This is a genomic window from Nocardia sp. SSK8 (assembly GCF_037034205.1).
Taxonomy (GTDB): domain Bacteria; phylum Actinomycetota; class Actinomycetes; order Mycobacteriales; family Mycobacteriaceae; genus Nocardia.
Genome location: NZ_JBAGKD010000006.1, coordinates 338,188 through 357,758, shown reverse-complemented (window position 1 = coordinate 357,758; position 19,571 = coordinate 338,188). Strand labels below are relative to the sequence as shown.

The 19,571-nt window shown below is 69.3% G+C and carries 19 protein-coding genes, 1 tRNA gene and 1 other RNA gene; 10 read left to right on the top strand and 11 right to left on the bottom strand.

Annotation, left to right across the window (positions count from 1 at the left end):
* Positions 1-4: 4 nt before the first annotated feature.
* Positions 5-1,147 (bottom strand): neutral zinc metallopeptidase, encoded by a 1,143-nt coding sequence (locus WA675_RS14800; RefSeq protein ID WP_336084876.1) that lies wholly within the window; start codon positions 1,145-1,147, stop codon positions 5-7.
* The gene (locus tag WA675_RS14795; RefSeq protein WP_336084874.1) at positions 1,144-2,055 is read right to left on the bottom strand and encodes a neutral zinc metallopeptidase; all 912 of its coding nucleotides are present in this window, start codon (positions 2,053-2,055) and stop codon (positions 1,144-1,146) included. Before WA675_RS14795 ends, WA675_RS14800 begins: the two co-directional genes overlap by 4 nt.
* A gap of 284 nt (positions 2,056-2,339) precedes the next feature.
* On the opposite strand from WA675_RS14795, the gene WA675_RS14790 reads away from it, so the two are divergent.
* Positions 2,340-3,989 (top strand): DUF2207 family protein, encoded by a 1,650-nt coding sequence (locus tag WA675_RS14790; protein WP_336084872.1) that lies wholly within the window; start codon positions 2,340-2,342, stop codon positions 3,987-3,989.
* Positions 3,990-4,084: 95 nt separating this feature from the next.
* Here WA675_RS14790 and WA675_RS14785 read toward each other — a convergent pair whose 3' ends face one another.
* From WA675_RS14785 to WA675_RS14775, 3 genes are all read right to left on the bottom strand, one after another.
* Entirely contained in the window at positions 4,085-5,365 is a 1,281-nt protein-coding gene (locus WA675_RS14785) for an ROK family transcriptional regulator (protein ID WP_336084870.1), read from the bottom strand.
* Between the two features lie 346 nt (positions 5,366-5,711).
* The gene (locus WA675_RS14780; protein WP_336084868.1) at positions 5,712-6,425 is read right to left on the bottom strand and encodes a hypothetical protein; all 714 of its coding nucleotides are present in this window, start codon (positions 6,423-6,425) and stop codon (positions 5,712-5,714) included.
* 105 nt (positions 6,426-6,530) lie between these two features.
* The gene (locus tag WA675_RS14775; protein WP_336084866.1) at positions 6,531-7,103 is read right to left on the bottom strand and encodes an HhH-GPD-type base excision DNA repair protein; all 573 of its coding nucleotides are present in this window, start codon (positions 7,101-7,103) and stop codon (positions 6,531-6,533) included.
* Positions 7,104-7,158: 55 nt separating this feature from the next.
* Between WA675_RS14775 and WA675_RS14770 the strand changes: the two genes are divergently transcribed.
* Entirely contained in the window at positions 7,159-7,962 is an 804-nt protein-coding gene (locus WA675_RS14770; RefSeq protein ID WP_336084864.1) for a methyltransferase domain-containing protein, read from the top strand.
* A gap of 186 nt (positions 7,963-8,148) precedes the next feature.
* Here the strand turns inward: WA675_RS14770 and WA675_RS14765 are convergent, their stop codons facing one another.
* From WA675_RS14765 to WA675_RS14755, 3 genes are all read right to left on the bottom strand, one after another.
* Positions 8,149-9,438 (bottom strand): aminotransferase class I/II-fold pyridoxal phosphate-dependent enzyme, encoded by a 1,290-nt coding sequence (locus WA675_RS14765; protein ID WP_336084862.1) that lies wholly within the window; start codon positions 9,436-9,438, stop codon positions 8,149-8,151.
* A gap of 57 nt (positions 9,439-9,495) precedes the next feature.
* An RNA gene (gene ffs / locus WA675_RS14760) (signal recognition particle sRNA small type) lies at positions 9,496-9,590 on the bottom strand.
* A 26-nt stretch (positions 9,591-9,616) separates the two neighbouring features.
* Entirely contained in the window at positions 9,617-10,183 is a 567-nt protein-coding gene (locus WA675_RS14755; protein ID WP_336084860.1) for a TetR/AcrR family transcriptional regulator, read from the bottom strand.
* Between the two features lie 153 nt (positions 10,184-10,336).
* Between WA675_RS14755 and WA675_RS14750 the strand changes: the two genes are divergently transcribed.
* The 3 genes from WA675_RS14750 (at position 10,337) to WA675_RS14740 (ending at position 12,116) form a co-directional block, all read left to right on the top strand.
* On the top strand, positions 10,337-11,281 hold the full coding sequence (locus WA675_RS14750; RefSeq protein WP_336084858.1) for a hypothetical protein: 945 nt from the start codon (positions 10,337-10,339) through the stop codon (positions 11,279-11,281).
* A gap of 67 nt (positions 11,282-11,348) precedes the next feature.
* Positions 11,349-11,436 (top strand) — tRNA-Ser (locus WA675_RS14745).
* 260 nt (positions 11,437-11,696) lie between these two features.
* Positions 11,697-12,116: a DUF5994 family protein gene (locus WA675_RS14740; protein WP_336084857.1), complete on the top strand. Its 420-nt coding sequence runs from the start codon at positions 11,697-11,699 to the stop codon at positions 12,114-12,116.
* Here WA675_RS14740 and WA675_RS14735 read toward each other — a convergent pair.
* Positions 12,113-13,561, bottom strand: a complete 1,449-nt coding sequence (locus WA675_RS14735; RefSeq protein WP_336084856.1) for a threonine/serine ThrE exporter family protein — start codon at positions 13,559-13,561, stop codon at positions 12,113-12,115. The two genes, WA675_RS14740 and WA675_RS14735, sit on opposite strands and share 4 nt — an antisense overlap.
* A 332-nt stretch (positions 13,562-13,893) precedes the next feature.
* Here WA675_RS14735 and WA675_RS14730 point away from each other — a divergent pair, with 332 nt between their 5' ends.
* Together WA675_RS14730 and WA675_RS14725 are read left to right on the top strand one after the other, a co-directional pair.
* Positions 13,894-14,538: a helix-turn-helix transcriptional regulator gene (locus WA675_RS14730; protein ID WP_336084855.1), complete on the top strand. Its 645-nt coding sequence runs from the start codon at positions 13,894-13,896 to the stop codon at positions 14,536-14,538.
* A gap of 266 nt (positions 14,539-14,804) precedes the next feature.
* On the top strand, positions 14,805-15,305 hold the full coding sequence (locus WA675_RS14725) for a helix-turn-helix domain-containing protein (RefSeq protein WP_336084854.1): 501 nt from the start codon (positions 14,805-14,807) through the stop codon (positions 15,303-15,305).
* Here the strand turns inward: WA675_RS14725 and WA675_RS14720 are convergent.
* Positions 15,251-16,678: a wax ester/triacylglycerol synthase domain-containing protein gene (locus tag WA675_RS14720; RefSeq protein ID WP_336084853.1), complete on the bottom strand. Its 1,428-nt coding sequence runs from the start codon at positions 16,676-16,678 to the stop codon at positions 15,251-15,253. The genes WA675_RS14725 and WA675_RS14720 overlap by 55 nt on opposite strands.
* An 85-nt stretch (positions 16,679-16,763) precedes the next feature.
* Positions 16,764-16,973: a DUF397 domain-containing protein gene (locus WA675_RS14715; protein ID WP_336084852.1), complete on the bottom strand. Its 210-nt coding sequence runs from the start codon at positions 16,971-16,973 to the stop codon at positions 16,764-16,766.
* Between the two features lie 418 nt (positions 16,974-17,391).
* Here WA675_RS14715 and WA675_RS14710 point away from each other — a divergent pair, with 418 nt between their 5' ends.
* The 3 genes from WA675_RS14710 to WA675_RS14700 are packed head-to-tail and all read left to right on the top strand — an operon-like array spanning position 17,392 to position 19,540.
* Complete coding sequence (locus WA675_RS14710; RefSeq protein WP_336084851.1) at positions 17,392-17,877, top strand: DUF309 domain-containing protein; 486 nt, start codon at positions 17,392-17,394, stop codon at positions 17,875-17,877.
* Positions 17,878-17,886: 9 nt separating this feature from the next.
* A complete protein-coding gene (gluQRS, locus tag WA675_RS14705) occupies positions 17,887-18,795 on the top strand; it encodes a tRNA glutamyl-Q(34) synthetase GluQRS (RefSeq protein WP_336084850.1) in 909 nt (302 codons plus the stop codon).
* A gap of 43 nt (positions 18,796-18,838) precedes the next feature.
* Positions 18,839-19,540: an RDD family protein gene (locus WA675_RS14700; RefSeq protein ID WP_336084849.1), complete on the top strand. Its 702-nt coding sequence runs from the start codon at positions 18,839-18,841 to the stop codon at positions 19,538-19,540.
* The last annotated feature ends 31 nt before the right edge of the window (positions 19,541-19,571 follow it).

Genomic DNA, 19,571 nt, shown 5'->3' with positions numbered 1-19,571 from the left:
GAGCTCAGCTGACCTCGTCGGCCGGGGCCAGCCAGGTATTGCACTCGAAATTGCGGTTCTTGGTGTAGCCGTGGTTGTACCAGTTGCCGTTGTGTTCGGGAGTGCCGTGATCGCGGTGGCGGCCGTTGCCGTCACCGCGCTGGTAGTGGTTCTTGATCGCCGAGGCGCCCTCCTGCGGCGTGTAGGAACCGCCCGCCTCGGCCGAGCCGATGAACATGCCGCCGAAACAGCTGGCCTGCAACTCCATCCGGCGCGAGGCCTCCAGCCCACCGGCCGACATGGCGCCCTGCTCCCGCCGCTTGTTCGACGCGGCCTGGAGCAGACCGGTCAGACCCTGGATGTGGTGGCCGTACTCGTGCGCGTAGATCGACAGCGCCTCCATCGGCGGGAACGGCGTGCGGTAGTTGAGCAGTTCGCTGGTCGACATGTAGATCGTGGCCGACGCGGAGCAGTAGAACGCGTCGCTGGAGGAACCGCCGCAGGGTGAGGACAGCTCCGACTTGTTCTCGGCGACAACGAGTCCGGGGCTGCTGAACGGCAGGTTCGCCGCGGCCAGGTTGGGCCGCCACATGTCGTCGAGGCAGACCGCGGCGGCGGCGAAGAAGGCGCGCGCGGTCGCGGCGTCGGTGGCCCAGCGGGGCAGATCGCAGTCGAGATTGGTCAGGCCCCAGTCGTCATCGCGGAACAGCGGGTGCTGGTCCAGCGCGATCACGGGTTGCGGGCCAGCGGGTTTGGTCGTCGTGGGGACGGTGGTGCGCGCGGTCGTCGCCCGGGTGGTGACCGGATTCGTGGTCGGCGCGGGCGAATACGACGGGGTATAGGTGAAACTCGGTGGCGTGGTGCGCGCGGCGACATCGCGCGTGGAGTCCTCCGACACCCCCACCGCGACCAGCAGCGCCCCGACGACACCGACCACCACCAGGATCGACAGCACCGCCCCCAGCACACCCGAGCCCCCGCGCCGCGGCGGCGGCCGATAGCCCTGCGGCGCATAGCCGTACGGCGGCGGCAGCGGACGGCCGTACGGCGGCGGGACCGGACGACCGTACTGCGGCGGCGGCATCGGCCTGCCGTAGGGCGCGGGGTAACCCGGCGGCGGTCGATACCCGTACGGCGGACCGCCGTACGGGCCCTGTGGTCCGGTCAACTCACGTCACTCGCGGCGGCGATGAAGGTATTGCACTGGGCGGTGAGATTGTTGTTCAGGCCCGCCTCGAACCACTGGCCGCCGTGCTCGGAGGTGCCGTGATCGCGCATGTCACCGGCGCTGTCGCCACGGCCGTAGGAATCCTTGGTGGCGAGGGTGACCTGGCTCGCGGTCAGCGAATTACCGCCCTTGGACGAGGCGATGAACATGCCGTCGAAGCAGTTGGCCTGCAACTCGACCCGGCGCGAGAGCTCGAGCCCCTTGTCCGAGCGGGCGCCCACGTCGACGCGCTCGCTGTTGGCCTTGCGCAGGATGCCGGACTGGGCCTGGATGTGGTGGCCGTACTCGTGCGCGAACACCGACAGGTAGACGACCCAGTTGTCCTTGAACATCTCGGTCTGCAACTGGCTGATCGGCATATAGATGGTCTTGTTGGCCGCGCAGTAGAAGGCGGCGAAATTGCTGGTCGAGCCGGTGCACGGGGTGGTGATGCCCGCGGTGGTGGCGGTGATGCTGAGCGTGGGCGACTCGAAGGGCAGATTGTTCTTCGCCATCACCGGCTTCCACGCCGCCTCCAGGCAGGTGGCCGCCGATTCGAAGAACGCGCGGGCCTTGTCGACCTGGGTGCCCCACGGCGAGTAGTCGCAGGAGGCGGGCACAAGACTGCCGTTGGCATCGGTGAGCAGCGGGTTGTCGCCGGTTTTGGCGGGCGCCGATCCGGGCTCGGGCGAATAGGTGGTGCTCGGCTTCGGGCCGACGGCCACCGAGCCGATATCGATCCCGTTGCGCACCGCGTACCGCACCAGAATGCTGACCACCGCGATGATCACCACCAGCAGCAGCGAGACGAAACGGCCGCCGCCTTTACGCGGCGGCGGCGTCGGCCTGCCGGGCGGACCGTACGGCATCGGCGGCGGCCGGTAGCCCGGCGGCGGACCGTAGGAGGCGGGGCGCGGCGCGTAACCCTGGGGATAACCTTGCGGCTGTTGATAACCCGGCGGCGGACCGTAACCCGGTTGGGGGCGATACCCCGGCGGCTGGCCATAGCCAGGAGGCGGCGGAACCCGACGTCCACCAGGCCCTGCCGGGCCGTATCCGTACGGTGGTTGGGTCACGTCCCCCGTACCCCCTCGTCTAGTTCGTCGCCGACAGCCGCTGACGCAGGATAGCAAGCTGTCTAGAGTAGGCAGCCATGCTGACTTTTCGGGGGGGCGCCGCAGGCGCGCTGCTGCTCGCTTCGGCGGGTTTGCTCGCGGCCGCGCCGGTAGCCCACACGGAGCCCGCGCCCGCCGGTGTCACGATCACCGCCGACCTCACCCTCACCGAGGACGGTGTGCTGCGCGTCACCGAGACCGTCGGGGTGCCCGCGGACGGTAATTTCACGATGTCGCTGCCGCTGCGCGTGCAGATCGACGACGACGTGGAACGCGTCTTCAAGGTCACCGACGTCACCGCGACCGGTGCGGGCACCGCGACCACGGCCAACGACCAGTTCGTCGTCGAGGCGAAGCCGGGTGAATCCACGTTCACCTACTCGGTGCACAACACCGTCGCCGACGCACCGGGCACCCAGGTGTTCCACTGGCTCGGCGTGCTCAACGCCGATATCGCCGCGCTGGACGTCTCGGTGATCAGTCCCAGCTATCAAATGGGCATCGTGGACTGCAAACTCGGCCCGGCGGGCAACGCGCGCCCGTGCGCCGATGTGCACACCGAACCCGACGGCGTGCTGTATCTGACCCAGACCGATCTGCGCAAGGGCGACGCGATCGACCTCACCCTGCAGATGCCGCCGGGCACCGTGCCCGCCAACGCCGATGTGCGCGACGGCAGCGCGGCCGGTCCGTTCTCGTTCACCGCGCCGGTGTTCGCCGCCTTCGGCGCGCTGCTGGCGGCGCTGGCCGCGATGATCGGCTACATCCTGTTCGCCCGTAAGCGCGCGGCCGAGGCCGTCGCGGGCAACGACACCTTCGAACCGCTCACCCAGCAGGGTGGCCGGGTGGAGTTCACCACCCCCGACGGCGTGCTGCCCGGCGAGGCGGGCCTGCTGCTCGACGAGCAGGTCGACCCGGTCGACATCGCCGCCACCGTGGTGGATCTCGCGGTCCGCCGCTACCTGTGGATCGCGCCGGTGAACGCGCGCGGCGAGAACGACTGGCGGATCAGCCGCGTCAACGCCCCCGACGACCAGCTGCGCGACTACGAGCGCACCGTCTACGACATGCTGCTGCCCGAGGGCACCGACACCGTCGCGGTGCGCGAACTGCGCGCGCCCGGCCGGGTCGAGCTGGAACCGGTCCGCGCCGCCATGCGCGCCGACGCCGTGCTCACCGGCGCCTTCGCCGACCCGAAACAGCGGGCGCTGCCGCGCTGGATCGGCGCGGCCCTCATCGCCGTCGGCGTGGTCACCACGGTGGCGCTGGCGCTGACCTCCGGCCACGCCCTGGTCGGTGTGGCGATCGCGCTGGCGGGCGGGGCGGCCATGCTGCTGCCCAACTACCTGCCCACCCGCACCACCTTCGGCGACACCACCGTCGGGCGCGTCCGTGCCATGCAGCGCGGCCTGGACACCGTTGCCCGCGAACAGATCCCGCCGATCGATCAGGAGACGGTGTTCTCCCGTGCCCTGCCCTACACCGTGATCAGCGGCCGCGCCGACAATTGGATCCGCGCCTTCCGCGATATGGATCCCTCGGCCGACTCGCAGCCGGGCCTGTATTGGTTCGCCGGGTACGACCGCGACCGCGACCTGCACCGCTTCGCATCGCAGTTCCCGTTCTTCATCACCGCGCTCGAAGGCGCCCTTTCCGCCTCCCCGGGAACTCAGCGGGCCGCCCGGTAGCTCGACCGTCAGCTCTCGGCCTCGCGTCCTGCGGCGCGAAGCCGGGAAGTGGCCGGGGAGTTACCCGTGTACTCGCGTGATCAGCGGGTTTCCGGCTACACCCGGCGGATCGCCGTGAGCGGGTCGGCGTAGAGCGCGCTCAGCGAGGTCACCACGGCGGCGAATTCCTGCACCTTGCCACCGAATCCGCTGATCCTGATGTCGGTAGGCGGCAGCTGGGTGCTCTGGGTGAACGCGCGCGCCACGTGACCGAGGGCGGGCCGGTAGCCGGTGAAGGCCTGGCCGCCGAGCACCACCCGATCGGGGTTGAGCATGTCGCGCACCAGGGCCACGGTCTGGCCGAGCATGGTCGCCCGTTCCGCGAGCAGCTCCCTGGCCGGTTCGGAACCGGACTCCGCGGCCCGGTACAGATCGGCGATGGTGGTGCCCGCGGTGCCGTTGTGCGCCGGGATGATGCCGCGGCCGACCGCACGGGCCTGCAGGGCCCGGTCGCCGACGGTCACTTCCAAGCAGCCGCGCCTGCCGCAGGTGCACTGCACGTCCGAGCCGGTGGGCAGGTGCGCGATGGAACCGGGACCGTTGCTCGGGGTGTGCACCCGGCCGTCGAGGGTGACGGCGATGCCCGCGGTCTCGCGGACGTAGAAGTAGAGGCTGCTGCCGTGCTGGGTGGCGGGCAGTTCGGTGTCGGGCTCGGGGCGGCGCGCGTCGAAGGTGGGCAGCAGCAGTTCGGAGGCGGCCATGGCCTCCACGTGCGGGGCCACCGAGACCGGCAACTCGAGTACGTCACCGAGGACCTGACCGAGCGGGGCGCCCTTCCAGTCCAGCTTGGGATGGTCGACCACACCGGTGTGCGGGTCGACCCGGCCGCCGATCGCCACGCCCGCCCACAGCGGGGTGCGCTTGTGCCAGCGTTGCAGGAACGCCTTGGCGCTGCGGGCCACCGTGGTGACCGCGAACTCCTGGCCGGTCTGCGGGGTCGCGATGGCGAGTCCACCGAGGATGCGCCCGCGCAGGTCGGCGGCCACGATCTTGGTCGCGGCGGCACCGATGTGGATGCCGATGGTCAGGTAGGCCTCGTGGTCGATCTCGAACGGCACCCGCGGCCTGCCGACCGCGCCCGCGGCGGTGAGGTCGGGCCGCTCGCGCAGCAGTCCGGCGGCCAGCAGCGAGGCGACCTGTCGGTTCACCGTGGCGATGCTCAGACCCGTTGTGCGCGCGGCATTGTCGCGCGAGACCGGGCCGGAGGCGGCGGTGCGCAGTACGGCGGCGGCCGGGTTGTCGCTGCGGCGCAGCTCAGGGGCGACGACCGGACGGGAAACACGAGGACGACCGGCACCCGCCCGGGAAAGGGGGCGGTCGATGGTGGGAGCAGACATATGAAGTTCCTTGCTGAAATCCCGTTGTCCCAACGGGATTGCCTACACGTGTGGCTTGGCAGCACACGAGCCGAGAGGGCTCAGCTGCAGCGGCAGGAACGACACAGTTCGCGCGTCAACGGCAGACGCAGACCCAGCGCGGCGGTCACGTAGGTGACCCGCGAAGCGAGGGAATGGTTGCCGGACATAACAATCAAGCTAACACCGAATTCGTACCCATCCAAGCCGAACCGGCGGATTGTGCTGCTCGGCACACCATAACCGCAGGTCAGACGACCGTGACCCACGCGCAATACGCGTCAGTGCCCCCTGCCGGAAGGCAGAGGGCACTGACGCGACAACCGGGCTACTTGGTGGCCGGTGCCGTGAAGGGCTGGTTGATCGTGGTGACGTACTGGATCACCGCGCCGATCGCCACCGGAGCGGTGACCAGGATCTGACCGGCCAGCGTGCCGAGCGCGCCGATGGCCAGGATGCCGCCGAGGCAGCCGATGGCCGCCGCGGGGATGAACGGACCGAACAGGCCGACGATGGTCGCCGAGGCCACGGTCGCGCCCGCGATACCGCCCAGGACGCAGCCGATGGCGCCGCCGCCGAGGCCACCGACCAGGGTGCCGACCGCGGCACCGAGGGAGATGGTGGAGGTCAGCCGGCTCCAGGCCGCCTGCTCACGGTCGTACTCGGACTTCCACGGCGCCTTGTCCTCGAAGGGCAGGGCGACGGGCTTGTACACGGCCTTGGCCGGGTCGAGCTGCGGGGTCAGCACCGCGGTGTTGCCCGAGATCTGCGCCGCGATCGGCAGCTCGAACTCGTCGAGCCGGAACGACAGCGGGGTCGCGGCCACCGTGGTGCCGTCGGCCGCCTTGACCTTGAAGGCGCCCTCCTCGACGACCAGCGAACCGGCGTCGGTGGTGATCACCGAGGTGCCGTTGACCTCCTGGGCGCTGAAATTGATCGGCGCGGCGGCCTCGGCGGCGGGGTCCGCGTAGGAGGTGCCCGCGGCGACACCGGTCGCCAGGGTCACGAGCGCCGCAACCACGGCGAGCTTCCTCATCTTCATAAACTTGCCAATCCCTCATCTGTGGTGGAGCTGTTCGAGAAGCAAGCTTCGAGCAGAACCGCCGCGCGGACGAGGGATAAAAACAGCCAGATCGAAACCGGGGAATTACCCGGCGGCTTTCGCGGCCGCTTTCGCCTGTTTCTTGAATTCCCGGACTTCGGCGAGGGTTTCGGCATCGACGACGTCGGCGACCGAACGCCGCGAGCCCTCGTCACCGTAGGATCCGGCCGCTTTTCGCCAGCCGGTGGGACGCACGTCACGTTGCTTGCCGAGCAGCGCCAGGAAGATCTTGGCCTTCTGCGCGCCGAAGCCCGGCAGGTCCTGCAGGCGGCGCAGCACTTCCTTGCCGTCGGGATCGCCGCTGGTCCAGAGGTTGGCGGGCACCCCGTCGTAGTGCTCGATGAGGTACTGCGCGAGCGCCTGGGCGCGGCGGGCCATCGAGCGGCCGTAGCGGTGGATGGCCGGTGGGGTGGCGGCGAGTTCCTCGAATTCGGCCGGGTCGGCCTCGGCGATGCGGCGCAGGTCGAATCCGCCCATCCGCTCGGCGAGTTTGTAGGGTCCGCGAAACGCGTGTTCCATCGGATACTGCTGGTCGAGCAACATTCCCAGCAGCAGCGCGAAATCGTCGCTACTCAGCAGTTCGTCGGCCGCGGGTTCCTGCGCGAGACACAGAGTCATACATTCATCGTGACACATTTCACCAGTAGCCTCTGAGTTCATGATGGCGGTACCCATGACCAACTACACCCCCCGTCCCGACCGTTTCGATCAAGCGGGCCAGGACCAACTCATCGACGCCCACGACCTGGAGGTCACCCAGCCCGGAATGCGCAGCCTGCGCACCTGGAGCCACGACGCGCTCGCGCTGCGCCCGGGCGAACGCGCCCTCGACATCGGCTCGGGCACCGGGTCGGAGGTGATCGCCTTCGCCGACGCGGTGGGGCCCACCGGCGCCGCGATCGGCGTGGAACCCGACCCCAACCTGCTGGCCTCCGCCGAGCGCCGGGCCACCGAACACGATTCCGGCGCGCGTTTCGTCTCCGGTGACGCCTACGGCCTGCCCTTCGGCGGCGACGCCTTCGACGCGGTGCTGTGCGAACGCGCCTTCCAGCACCTGACCGCCCCGGCCAGGGCGGCCGCCGAGATCGCCCGCGTACTGCGCCCCGGTGGGCGCGCGGTGGTGGTCGACAGCGATTGGGCCACGGCCATCGTGCACCCCGGCGACCCGCGAGTGGTGCGCGCCGTGATCGACACCCTGATCTCCTCGACCACCAACCCACATTCCGGCCGCAGACTGTCCGGCCTGCTCAGCGGGGCCGGACTGGTCGTCGACGAGGTCGGCTCGCAGGCCCTGGTACAGGACCGCACCGTCGGCGCGGGCGCCCTGGTCAGCCGGATCGCCGACCTGGCGGTACTACGCGGAACCATCACCACCGCCGACCGCGATCAACTCCTCGCCGACCTGCGCGCGGGCGCCGAGCGCGGCGACATCCACGTCTCGGTCACCCTCTTCGGCGTACTGGCACACAAACGGTAAACCTGGAGCACCTCACCCAGACCCAGCCCCGCACATCCCGACCTCGAGGAGGGATCCGCCGCGCAGCGGCGGGTCGCGGCCGGGTCGCCGGTCAGCCGCCGTTTCGTAGGCGACGAAGGAGCAAGAAACGGTGGCTGACCGGCGGCCCCCCAGGGGCCGCGACTCGAGCGCGCCAGCGCTCCAAAATTACAGCTCGAGCAGCTTTTCACTAGCCGCCAGCAGGACGCAGGTGGCCAGGCCGTCCATCGCCTTCTCCAGCTCGGGCAGCTGCGGGAAGCTGGGCGCGATGCGGATGTTCTTGTCCTCGGGGTCCTTGCCGTAGGGGAAGGCCGAGCCCGCCGCGGTGAGCGCGATGCCCGCCTCCTTGGCCAGCGCGATCACCCGCGCGGCCGTGCCCTCGAGCACGTCGAGGCTGATGAAGTAGCCGCCCTTGGGCTCGGTCCACGAGGCCACCTTGGACGCGCCGAGGCGGTCCTCGAGAATCCGGCGCACCAGCGCGAACTTGGGCTCGAGCAGCGCGCGGTGCTTCTGCATGTGCTCGCGCACGCCCTCGGCGTCGGTGAAGAAGCGCAGGTGACGCAGCTGGTTGAGCTTGTCGGGGCCGATGCTCTTCTTCGCGGCGTGCGAGAGGTACCAGTCGATATTGGCCTGCGCGGCGCCGAAGAAGCTCACGCCTGCCCCGGCGAAGGTGATCTTGGAGGTGGAGGCGAAGACCAGCGGCCGGTTCGGGTTGCCCGCGGCGGCGGCCATGCCGAGCACGTCCAGGACCGGGTCGGCGGTGTCGGTGAGCGGGTGCACCGCGTAGGCGTTGTCCCAGAACAGGCGGAAGTCCGGCGCGGCGGCCTTCATCGACACCAGTTCGCGCACAACCTCTTCGGAGTAGGTGACGCCGGTGGGGTTGGAGTAGTTCGGCACCGCCCACAGACCCTTGATCTGCGGGTCGTCGGCCACCAGCGCGGCGATGGCGTGGGTGTCGGGGCCGTCGTTGTTCATCGGCACGGTGATCATCTCGATGCCGAGCGCCTGGGTGATGGCGAAGTGCCGGTCGTAACCCGGGGCCGGACACAGCCACTTGATCGTCTCCTCGGCGGCCCAGCGGCGCGGGGAGTCCGGGGTGCCGTAGAGCATCGCGAAGGCGATGACGTCGTGCATGATCTCGAGGCTGGCATTGTTGCCCGCCAGCAGCTGCTCGACCGGGATACCGAGCAGCTCACCGAAGATGGCGCGCAGTTCGGACAGGCCGGTGAGGCCGCCGTAGTTGCGGCAGTCGGTGCCGGAGCCGTCGCGGTAATCGCCGTCGCCGGGCAGGGCCAGCAGCGAGGACGATAGGTCGAGTTGTTCCGGTGAGGGCTTACCTCGGGTGAGGTCCAGCGTGAGCTTCTCGGTCTTGAGCGTCGCGTAGTTCGCGGTCTGGGACTCGTGCTCGGACACGAGTTCCGCGTGGCTCATCAAACCGATCTGCGTTTGCCGGGGCATCCTGGGCAGCCTTTCGAAGCAGCAAGGTGGGGTACCCGCAACGTTACCCGGCGAAAGATAAGGGGACCCCGCGCACCCGGCAGAGCCCGTTGACCCTTGCTGCCTTCCGGCCCTGGGGGAGTTCACAGGATGCGCGCCGCGCGGGATCCGTCGGCCAGTGTAGCGGGTGTCGGCGCGACTAGCGATCGGTGGGGTCGAACAACAGGTCGGCGGCGCGGGCGAGCACGTCGGCGCGGTCGCGACCGCCGTGGTCGGCGGCCAGGAAGTGCACGCCGATGATGCCGCAGAAGGCCAGCAGACTGCGTGCCTCGATCTCGTCGGGATCGTCGACGATCTGCCCGATCGTCTCGCGCAGCAACGCCATTCGCGCGTTGTCGACCCGGCGCAACCGTGCGGCGACGGCCTCGTCGCGGCGGGCCCAGGCGCGAATGGCCAGGTCGATGGGCAGCAGGTCGCCGGAGAAGGTCAGCATTCCGGCCTGCCTGGCCTTGACCTTCGGATCACCGGTCTCGGCGACCTGCGCGAGCACCTTCGCCACCGCCCTGGTCTCCCAGTCGTCGAGCATGGCGGTGAGCAGCGCGTCCCGGTCGGCGAAATAGCCGTAGAAGCCGCCCTTGCTCACCCCGATGCGCTTGGCCAGCACCTCCACCCGGACCGCGTCGATCCCCGATTCGGCCAGCACCGCCAGCCCTTCGCTCACCCACCTGGTGCGGGGAGTCCGCGCGGCACCCACGATGTGGTCCACCTCATCTCTTCCGGTGTCCGGCGCCGCCCGCGCGGCCCGAATCTCCAGTGTACGAAGCCGTATAGCCGAAGCGTCCGCGCGACGAACTGGTTACGATCGGCGCGACATCGGCAATGGGGGGAGCTCCCCGACCAACTCAGGAGGGGTTCGCGAGTGACCGGCCAGAATCCGCCGCCCGGCGGAGACAAACCACCGTCCGATCCGACCGTGCAGTGGTGGGAGCAGCCACGCGCCGACGCGCCGAACCCCGGCCAGGCCGACCCCACCGTGCTGCGCGGGGGCGGCTACACCCCGCCGCCGCAGGCGCTGCCCTACCCCGGCACCGGCGACCACAATGCCTACGCCCCGCCGGTCAACCCGTACGTCAGCGCGCCGCAGCCGCAGCCGCAGCAGTTCGCCGCGCCCTACCAGGCACCGCAGCAGCAGTGGGGGACGCCGCCACGTCCGCCGTCCTCGGGCAACAACACCGTCTGGTGGATCGTGGGCGGCTCGGTGCTGCTGGTCGGCGTGCTGGTGATCGCGCTGGTGGTCTTCGTCGCGAACAAGGCCGAGGACGCGCTCGGCCCGGATTCGTCGAAGTGGGCCGGTGACTACGAGTTCATCGAGGGCAAGAACGCCTGCGATCTGGTCGACCTGTCGGTGCTGGACCAGTGGTCGAGCACCCGCCAGACCACCACCCACACCGAGCACGCCCCCTACGAGTACATCGGCGGCGGCTCCTACAACTGCTCGGCGCAGAACAAGAGCGCGGGCCGCGACGCCAACGGCGCCGATCTGAGCCTGCAGGTGGAGTTCAAGACCGAGAGCGAGAACGAGTCCGACTACGCGCGCTGGAAGAGCTCCGACACCAGGACCACCGGCCAGGGCTACGACCACGGCCCGGTCAGCGGTCTCGGCTCGGAGGCGTACTACGCCTACGAGGAGCAGACCTACAGCTCGATCCCCGACGACTACACCTACGTGGTGGCCGCGCACGACAGCAATATCTCGGTCAAGGTCGAGATCGAGGTGGAGAGCATGCGCAACGTGGACAAGTCCGCCCTGGCCACCGCAGCCGAATCCCAGGTCCGCAAGGTGCTGGCCGCACTGAAGAAGTAGCAGGTCACGACGGTGAAGCGGGGGCCGGTTTGGCATCGGCCCCCTGCCACCCGCTATGCTGCTCCACGGAGGATTCGCCTAGTGGCCTATGGCGCTCGCCTGGAACGCGGGTTGGGTTAACGCCCTCAGGGGTTCAAATCCCCTATCCTCCGCCACAGCAGGGCCCTGATCGGTTCGCCGGTCGGGGCCCTGTTCGTTTAATCGGTGGATCTGTCGGTGCGCACCCGTAGAGTGGGCCCGACAGTGCGGGAGACCCCCACCACACCCCTTCGCCCTGTCGCCCCCTTCGGCAGAAGTGTGCGTGCCGACACAGTGAAGTGGGTACCCATCCATCGCGCCCGTCCACCGGACGGCGTGCGCCGGTCGATGTCGCGTTCGTCATCGGCCGCCCAGAACTCAGAAAGAAACCTAGTCAGTGAATACAGCACCTGAAACGAGCATCGGCCGCGACGCGGCCGGGCCGATCCGGTTGATGCTGCGTGACCACCAGAGCACCACCGGCCCGATCGACGGCGCCTGGTGGCCGCGGACCGACCAGCCGATGACCGAGCTGCACCAGCTGGTGCACGCGGTCGGCCCGCGCATCGGCAAGCTCGCCCGCCTCGGATTCGACTGGAACGCGGCCGAATCCGGTACCGAGACCGAACCCGGCTCGCGCATCATGCACCTGGTCGGCAGCAACGGCGCCGCGCTGGCGCTGCTCGTGGTCCCCGCGGCCACCGAGGCGCCCGCCGCGCGCAGCCAGATGCGCTGGGCGGCGGGCAAGCCCCGCGTCCAGGACCCGGCCCCGGCCGAGACGGCCGCCGACGGGCCGCGTCCGCTGGCCCAGCTCTAGCGGTCGCTGGTGTAGGTCGGGTCGAAGTCGCGGGGCGCGCCGCGGCGGCTGAGCAATCGGTCGAACCACTCACCGAGGACGACGCCCGAGGCCAGCGCGCACCCCACGCCGAACGCGCCGAGCAGCTGGCTGAACCCGAGAATGGTCTCGTCCTCGAGCAGGGCGTAGAGCCCGCGATACACCTTCAGGCCGGGCAGCAGCGGGGTGATGCCCGCGACCGCCACGACCAGCGGCGGGGTGAGCGCCCGGCGGGCCATCAGACCACCGGCCATACCGATCAGGATGGCCGCGATGCCGGAGGAGATCACCGGACCGAAGCCGATGTCCTGGGCCAGCAGGAAGGTTATCGTGCCCGCCGCGCCGCTGAGCCCGGCCGCCAGCAGCGCCCGGCGCTCGGCGTAACAGGCCAGCGCGAAGGCGATCGCCGCCACCGCACCGGCCAGCAGCGTGACCGCCAGATACCCGGTGTCTCGCCCCGCGTTGGCCGCGATCTCCGGCACCGGGATGCCGAGCAGCACCGAAACCCGCAGGGCCAGACCGATACCCGCGACGATGCCGCCGGTCATCATCACCAATTCCAGCATGCGCGCCGCGGCGGTGATCGGCGCGCCGGTGATGGCGTCCTGCACCGAACCGACCAGCTGTAAACCACTGAGCAGCACGGTGATTCCGGCCGCGACGATCAGCGCCGCCTCGGCCCGCCAGTCGTCGCTGATCGCCGCCAGCGCGATGGCGGGCGCGGCGGCGAGAATCCCGCCGACGATGTGCTGGAAGAAGATCGGCAGACCGAGCTGGTGTAGCGCCCGGTTCACCACATCGATCAGCGCGGTGGTCGCGAAACTGATCACCGCCAGCAGCGCCCCGCCGCCGAGCAGCACCGCGATCGCGGCGGCCAGCAGCGCCCAGCCCGCCGTGGACACCCAGCGGGGATACGGGTGCCGCAGCGACACGATCTCGTCGAGCGCCGCGTGCGCCTGGTCGACCGGGACCACCTGGCTGCGGATCCGTCGGGTCAACCGGTCGACCGCCGCCAGCCGGGTGAAGTCCAGCGAGCGGTATTTCACCACCCGCATATCGCTGGCGGGCGGCAGACTCAGCCCACGGTCGGCCCAGATGCGGATCGCGTCGAAGGTGACATCGATATCGCATTTGTCCAGACCGTAGGTCGAGGCGATGAAGCGCACCTGCGCCGAGGTGTCCCCGACGCTGGTGCCCGCCGCCAGCACCACCTCGCCCACCCGCACGGCCAGATCCAGCACCTGCGACACCTCGGCGTCATCGGTGAGATCGATCGGCTTGAGCGGGGTGGGCGCGGCGACGATATTGTCGGCTGTGGCGCGCTGTGAGGGCAGCAGGAACGGACGCCGGAACATCCACCAGCGGCGCCCACCTGGGGTTTCGATGATCGTGTCGCCCTCGCCATCGGGCAGTGGGTCCGCGCTCATACCTCGACGGTAGTAGCGCATCGGGGCTGTTCATCGTCTCGCAACGACTTCGTCAACGTGTCGGTCCGCGCTCAGATGTCCTCGATCAGGCCGGTGCTGTAGGCCGTCGCGGCGAGGTGCTGTAGACACCGCGGTCCGCATCCGTCGTGCTGAGTCAGCACGAAACGGGCCTGCCGCAACGAAGAAATGGGAGAATCGGCCACGCAGTCGGCATGCGCGGCGCGCCAGTGGTCTTCGTGGGCGCGGGCCGCGGCGCGCGATGTCGGCGGGTCTGGTGCGGATGGGTCGTGCAGGGTGTGACGGTAGGGGCCGGCGATGGAGGCGATGTCTGTATGAACACCGGGACGGGGAAGGTGATCCAGGAGCGGCGGCGGTTGCTCGGGCTGTCGCAGCCCGCGCTGGCCTCCGCGATCGGGGTGAGCTCGCGGCAGATCACCCGCTACGAATCCGAGGAGCAGTCGCCCACGCTGCCGGTCGCCATCCGGCTGGCCGAGGCGCTGCGGATCTCGCTGGCCGAGCTCGCCGGGATCGTCGACAATCGGGTCGACCTGGCGGGCCGGTGGTGGGCCGCCAGGCAGAAACCGGCCGACTCCGGCGAAAAAGTCGAGATAGCGCCGGTGACCATCCGGCACGAGGGCGACCACCTCCTGCTCGACAGCGACGCCGAGGCCCCGGCGGCGACCGACGACCCGGTCGCGCAGGTGCGCGGCGAGATGCGGGTCTGGGACGGTGACGCGCTCACCGGCTGGGTCCGCGGCATGGATATCGCCTTCCCGGTCGGTGTCATCTACTACTCGCTGCATCCCCAAGGCGCTCACGCCGTCGGTTCCTGGACCACGAAGGCCGGGGTCGACGGGCTCGTGCGCGGCTGGAGCGCGCTGGCCAGGGAGAAATCCGATGCCGAGAAGCTCCTGTCGGAACTGGTCCGCACCGACGGCACCGTCGAGGCGTGGCCGGGTACCGCGCGCTCGGCCTGAATCCGCATCGCGATGTCGTAGACGCTGGGCCGCGCGGGCTCGTCCGGCGGCATCAGTAGTAGGTAGCGGGTCAGCGCCCCGAAAACCAACAGCCCCACGAAGATCCACACATAGATATCCATCTGTCCCCTCCGAACGAGTCAGTACTTGCACGGGTGGCGCGGTATGGTGATGACGAAGCCGCCACAGAAAAGTATGGTCGCCGTCAAGACCTTTTGGACAGCAAAAAGCGTCTACAAACGTCTACAGTTCTCTACGATGGGTCCATGTCCAGTCGGGGCGCACAGGAGAACCACAGCAGCGCGACCGGAGCGCGGCTGCGCGCACTACGCGAAGAGGCCGGTCTCTCACTGACCGCGCTGGCCACCCGGGTGCCCTACAGCCGGGCGGCCCTCGGCCACTACGAAACCGGCACGCGCGCTGCTCCGCCCACCGTCGTCGAGTGGTACGAGCGGATCCACGCGCAGGCCGTGCTCGGCACCCGCCGCCAGGATCCGCGCGCCGCCGACACCGCGTTGGCCACCGCCCTGTCCCCCGCGCGCGACGAGCCGCTCATCGAGATCGGTCATCCGCAGCCGGACGCGACCGGGTACTGCTGCCCGTTCCGGGTCGAGGGCCTGATCGAGGGCGAAGCAGCCGGGAACGATCCGGCGACCGCGCTGCATTCGGCCCTGCAGACCATCGGCATCGAACTGGCCAGGGCGGGCAGACGTCAGCGCAGCGCGGCGATCACGGTGGTCAGGGATTCGGTGAGCAAGGCGAGATAGCGGTCCTGATCCGGAACCGCCGCGAGATCGGAATGCACCGACAGCGTGACGGTTTCGCCGATCCCGTGCACGCCGTGGGTCAGGTGCATGACCGTGCCCAGCGCGGGGAAACCCCCGGTGAACAGCACCGGTGCGCCCGCGAAGGCGAGGTCGGCGGCGCCGCGGTTGACGCTGGAGACCACGGTGTTGCCGTCGATCTCGGGTGGCACGGTGTCGAGGTCGGCGTTGGCCACATCGCGCACGGCGAAGACGGCGGGCACCGTCTCCCCCACACGGTTCCGCACGGCCTGTAGTGGATTGAGTGCGCGCTCGCGGCGGGCGGCGAGGTCGTCGGCGATAAGGGCGGCGCGGGTGCGGAGGTCCGGTTCGTCGATGTGCAAGTCGATCGACAGGCCGCGATAGTTGTTGCGCGCGGGGCCGTCGGCGGGGACGGCCATGGGTAGCGCGGCCCCGAGACGGGTTGGCGCTGCGCCGCGTTCGGCGAGATAGGACGCGAGCGCGACCGAAATCGCGGTCAGGGCAACGAGAGTGACGGTATGGCCGGGGATGCGTAGGTCCGCGGAGTCGACGACCAGCAACCGGACCCGATGCCCGTCGGCGGCGACGGTCGTGGCGGGGTTGAGCGGGCCGGGCGTGAAGCCGGGTGCGGCCGTGGGTACTTCGCCCGCGGCGGTCCGGTCGGCGAGTGCGCGCTGCGCCAGGTGGGCGGCGCGGCCACGGCGGGTGGTCTTGATGACCTGCTGGGGAAAACGCAGGGCGCCAAGAACACTCGCGGGCCAGCCTGTACGCGTCCATCCACAGATCTGTCCACAGGAATCCACAGCCTGTGCAAGGATTTTCGCAGGTCGTGACCGGGGTATGCTCGAGTTATCCACAGGGCGTGGGGAATTGCTGTGGACAACTTCGTCAGGGCCGAAAAGGGCGCGGGCGATCGCGGCGGCACGGGTGCCATCAGCCAGGGCGTGCGAGACCTGCAACACCGCGACCAGCGCGGGCCCGGTCGAGCGCGGCGCCCCGCGCACCCCACGGAAGACATGCAGACGCCAGGGATGTTCGGTCGCGGTGACACCGGTACCCAGAAGTTCGCCGATCCGGTCCAGCACGGTATGCCATGCCGGACCGTCGGCCGGATGGGTCACGAATTGCTGGGGCGTGAATTCGGCGGGCGCCCAGCGTGGATAGTCGAGATCGCCCGGTATCTCCTGAACCCGGATCCGCAGATCCGGAATGCGCGCGGAACGCGCGGCGACGAAAGCGCGGAGTTCGCCGGTGGCCGTTGCGGTTTCGGCGAACACGTAGAGCAGGAACACATCGTTGGCGCTACGCCGCGACAGCCAGAACATCGTCGCGTCGCGCGGAGCCATCCTGGTCATCCGGCAACGATAGGCCACCCCTGAGAAGGCCCCGAGTCCTACCGACCCGGGGCCCGTACTGCCGACTCGTTGCGCACAGCGCGGCTCAGCCGCGGGCGAACTCTCCCGCGGTGACATCGGCTAGAAACGCCCGCCAGTCTCCCGGTCCGAAGGCCAGCACGGGACCACGGCCGCGATCCTTGGTGTCGCGGACCGCGACTTCGCCGCCGGCGAGAAAGGCCACTTCCACGCAGTTCCCATCGGGTCCGCTGTAGGTGCTCTTCCGCCACACAGCGTCCGTCACATCAACTTCCACGGCACATGCTCCTTTGCTTCATCGAGAACGGGATTACTCCTGGAATCGTTGAACATTCCGATTTACGGCGTGACCGATGAGTTACTTCGTGGCAGACACAGCACTGCCACACGGTGCGCGCAACAGATCGGCACGAACCAGCGCATCGAGGCGTTTGCGCCTCCGGGGGCTGCCCCCGCGGAAGAGACACTAGCAGGTCTTCCGCAAGTTTGCGGATGAGAATTTGCTTTCTCATATCTGTTTGCCAAGCTTGCGAAGCTTCGTGTTTGCGGGGGCATTGCCAGGCCCTCATACCCATTCCTGAACCCGTTGACACATCTGGATTTACTTCCATGTGATTGGTCCGTGATACGTCAATTTCCATCTCGTCCCAGCCGCCCCACGCGCACCATCGGCGCCGGGCGTGGATCATGGGGGAATGATCTCCCGTGACCGCGACGCCGCAGGTCGTGCCCGTAACGACCGCCCCAGGGACCGACTCGGCAGACCGCTACCGCCCGGCAGTCCCGGGGTGGCCCGAATTCCCGACGACCTCGACTTGGCGCCCCAGCAAACTCTGGCCTTCGCTCAGCAACTGCTGGACGACGGTTTGGCATTCAACGCGCACGAGGTATTGGAGGCCGCCTGGAAGAACGGGCCGGTTGCCGAGCGGATGCTCTGGCAGGGCCTGGCGCAGTACGCGGTCGGGATCACCCACATCCAGCGCGGGAACACCAAGGGCGCGGGGCTGCTGCTGCGCCGCGCGAGCGAGCGGCTGGACGCCTATCCGGCGAATGCCCAGCAGCACGAGGTGGACCGCGCCGGGCTCATCGCGCACGCGCGCACGCTGCTGTCGGCCCTCGACGCCGGTGCGCCGATCGCCGAGGACCAGCTGAGCCCGAGCCTGCGCCGCGAGCCCACCTAGACTGAGCTGATGCCAGCAGGCCGCTACGCCCCCAGCCCCTCGGGTGAGCTGCATCTGGGGAATCTGCGCACCGCGATCCTGGCCTGGCTGTTCGCCCGCACCACCGAACGCGAGTTCCTGCTCCGCGTAGACGATCTGGACCGGGTGCGCCCCGGCGCGGCCGAGACCCAGCTCGCCGACCTCGCCGCGATCGGCATCGACTGGGACGGTCCGGTGGTGTGGCAGTCCGAGCGGCTACCCGGCTACGCCGCCGCTGTCGCCGAACTCACCGCGGCGGGGCGCACCTATGAATGTTTCTGCACCCGCCGCGAAATCCAGCAGGCCGCCACCGCGCCGCACGGCCCGATGGGCGCCTATCCCGGCACCTGCCGCGAGCTCACCGAGACCGAGCGCGCGCGGCGCCGGGCCGAAGGCCGCCGGGCCGCAATCAGATTGCGCGCCGAGGTGGCCGAGTTCGAGGTCGTCGATCTGCTGCACGGCCGATATCGCGGCGCCGTCGACGATTTGGTGCTGCGCCGCGGCGACGGTGTTCCCGCTTACAACCTGACGGTGGTCGTCGACGATGCCGCCCAGGGCGTCGACCAGGTGGTTCGCGGGGACGATCTGCTGCCGTCCACCCCACGTCAGGCCTACCTCGCCGAGCTGCTCGGACTCGCGGTGCCCACCTACGCGCACGTGCCGCTGGTGCTCAACGCCGAGGGCAAACGGCTGGCCAAACGCGACGGGGCGGTGACCCTTTCGGACCAACGCGCCAAGGGCAACACGCCGGAGGATGTGGTGTCCGCGATCGCCGCTTCGCTCGGCTACACCGCCCGCACGACCGCCGAGCTCCGCGAAGTTTTCGACGCCGCCCGTATCCCGGGAAAACCGTGGATACTCGAGCCCGACGGGTTGTTCCGACCTGACCGATGTCCGTAACGTACGCATCGACCGATCTCTAGATCATGACGAGGACTAATTTATGACCAGCGGTGGTTACGACCCCAATCAGTACCCGCAGGGCGGTCAGCCCGGCGGCTACGGCCAGGACCCCTACGGCCAGCAGCAGCCGGGTTACGGGCAGCAGCAGCCGGGCTACGGCCAGCAGCCGGGTTACGGGCAGCAGCCCCCGGCGTACGGCCAGCAGCCCGCCTACGGCGCGGCCGACCCGTACGGTCAGCAGCAGCCTGCCTACGGCCAGGACCCCTACGGCCAGCAGCCCGCGTACGGGCAGCAGTACGGCGCACAGGGATTCGGTGGCGTGCTGCCCGCTGATCTGGGCACCCGCTTCGGCGCGCGCTTCATCGACGCCCTGATCGTCGGTATCCCGCTGGCCATCGTGAACTTCTTCCTGCCTGCCGGTTTCGCCACGGCCATCATCATCTCGGCGCTGTCGTCCCTCGCGCTGGTGGGCTACAACGTCGCGCTCGAGGTGACCCAGGGCGCGACCGTCGGCAAGAAGCTGCTCGGCCTGCGCGTGGTCGCCCCCGGTGGCGCCCCCAACCTGACCCCCGAGCAGTCCATCAAGCGCAACGCGTTCCTGATCCCGCAGATCATCTACTGCATCGGCGGTCTGGTGACCTTCGGTCTGATGATCTACATTGCGGTCACCATCAACCAGGACCCGAACAAGCAGGGCTGGCACGACAAGCTCGCCGGCGGCACCCAGGTCGTCAAGGGCTGATCAGCACCCGCGTAAAGCGACAGGGGCACTT

Coding starts and splice junctions, on each gene's coding strand:
- gluQRS (WP_336084850.1), top strand. CDS start 17,887: ATGCCAGCAGGCCGCTACGCCCCCAGCCCCTCGGGTGAGCTGCATCTG.
- WA675_RS14780 (WP_336084868.1), bottom strand. CDS start 6,425: ATGAAGATGAGGAAGCTCGCCGTGGTTGCGGCGCTCGTGACCCTGGCG.
- WA675_RS14720 (WP_336084853.1), bottom strand. CDS start 16,678: ATGACCAGGATGGCTCCGCGCGACGCGACGATGTTCTGGCTGTCGCGG.
- WA675_RS14730 (WP_336084855.1), top strand. CDS start 13,894: ATGAACACCGGGACGGGGAAGGTGATCCAGGAGCGGCGGCGGTTGCTC.
- WA675_RS14710 (WP_336084851.1), top strand. CDS start 17,392: ATGATCTCCCGTGACCGCGACGCCGCAGGTCGTGCCCGTAACGACCGC.
- WA675_RS14700 (WP_336084849.1), top strand. CDS start 18,839: ATGACCAGCGGTGGTTACGACCCCAATCAGTACCCGCAGGGCGGTCAG.
- WA675_RS14735 (WP_336084856.1), bottom strand. CDS start 13,561: ATGAGCGCGGACCCACTGCCCGATGGCGAGGGCGACACGATCATCGAA.
- WA675_RS14790 (WP_336084872.1), top strand. CDS start 2,340: ATGCTGACTTTTCGGGGGGGCGCCGCAGGCGCGCTGCTGCTCGCTTCG.
- WA675_RS14765 (WP_336084862.1), bottom strand. CDS start 9,438: ATGCCCCGGCAAACGCAGATCGGTTTGATGAGCCACGCGGAACTCGTG.
- WA675_RS14795 (WP_336084874.1), bottom strand. CDS start 2,055: ATGCCGTACGGTCCGCCCGGCAGGCCGACGCCGCCGCCGCGTAAAGGC.
- WA675_RS14785 (WP_336084870.1), bottom strand. CDS start 5,365: ATGTCTGCTCCCACCATCGACCGCCCCCTTTCCCGGGCGGGTGCCGGT.
- WA675_RS14770 (WP_336084864.1), top strand. CDS start 7,159: ATGACCAACTACACCCCCCGTCCCGACCGTTTCGATCAAGCGGGCCAG.
- WA675_RS14775 (WP_336084866.1), bottom strand. CDS start 7,103: ATGACTCTGTGTCTCGCGCAGGAACCCGCGGCCGACGAACTGCTGAGT.
- WA675_RS14725 (WP_336084854.1), top strand. CDS start 14,805: ATGTCCAGTCGGGGCGCACAGGAGAACCACAGCAGCGCGACCGGAGCG.